This window comes from Bartonella sp. DB5-6 (assembly GCF_000278115.1).
Taxonomy (GTDB): domain Bacteria; phylum Pseudomonadota; class Alphaproteobacteria; order Rhizobiales; family Rhizobiaceae; genus Bartonella; species Bartonella refiksaydamii.
Genome location: NZ_JH725125.1, coordinates 38,527 through 39,645, shown reverse-complemented (window position 1 = coordinate 39,645; position 1,119 = coordinate 38,527). Strand labels below are relative to the sequence as shown.

The window sequence follows — 1,119 nt, the reverse complement described above, 5'->3', positions numbered from 1 at the left end:
CTGACCAAACTTGCTGCTAAAGAAAAAAAGCTTTGGTTAAAAGAGAAACCCACTAAATTTACCGATAGCAAATTTGGTCAGACAAACAAAGTCTACCAGAGAAACGACCTGTTTGATCCTAACCAAATTGTTAGTTGGACAGTAAACAAGAAAAAGGTGTGGGGTACTAATCTTGATAGAATGAAAACAGGAAGAGCACCTATGGGATTTGATGGCAAGCCTGTTGAGTTGCATCACCTAAAGCAAACGCATGAGGGGCCCATAGCAGAAATTAGCAATGAATTTCATAACAAATATACTTCTGTGATTCATGCTCCTTCCAACACACATCAATCACTTATAGAGAGATCAAAGTTTGATCAGTGGAGAGAGGAATATTGGAAGGAACGTGCTCAGGGGTATAGAGAAGAGGCAAACAGTAGTTTAGGAGGAATAATCGATATGAAATGGGGTATCATAGGGATAGATTTTAACGGATGGGGACAGGAGCATCGGCAGTAATGCTCTACGGTTAATTGAAAAGAGAAAAAACAGAGACTTATAAAATAATTTATGGAGAATAATTGATGAAAAACTATACCTTAGATGATGTTGTAGAATTAGTTGATAAATATGATGGTGATATTGTCAATTTTTGTTCTGAAGAAAATGCGGTTGATGATCTCATGATTGAAAAAGCAGAGAAAGCTCTCGGTTTACAATTCACATCTTCCTATAAAGCTTTTTTAAAACATTATAAAGGCGGGGACATTCGTGGTGAGGAAATCTATAGTCTTTATGAGAATCCTATAGGTGTTCCTTTTGATGATATTGTTTTCCAAAACTTAAATGATAGAAAACGTGGTTTTGTGACACCAGAACAGCTTCTCGTTTGTGATGCTGATTTTGGTGAGACTTTTTACTTTGATTATACGCAGTTTCGGGATGGAGAATGCCCACTTTATATCAGGCTTCCATCTGAAGATTGCGAATATTACGCTAGTAATTTTTATGAATTCCTTTGCAAAAGAATTAAAGTACACGCGGGAGAAGAGATACCTGAAGGTGACCAACCGATTGAAAAGACTGAAAAAGCTCCCATTCCGCAACCTATTCCTTTTTACAAGAGTTTTTGGAAAA

2 protein-coding genes are annotated in these 1,119 nt (G+C 36.8%); both read left to right on the top strand.

The annotated features are described in order from the left end of the window. Positions 1-501 (top strand): HNH/ENDO VII family nuclease (locus MCO_RS11430; RefSeq protein WP_245256871.1); only part of this gene is annotated, 501 nt, incomplete at its 5' end. A gap of 65 nt (positions 502-566) precedes the next feature. Further along, positions 567-1,119: SMI1/KNR4 family protein (locus MCO_RS09150; RefSeq protein ID WP_007554094.1), on the top strand; the 553-nt coding region annotated here is incomplete at its 3' end.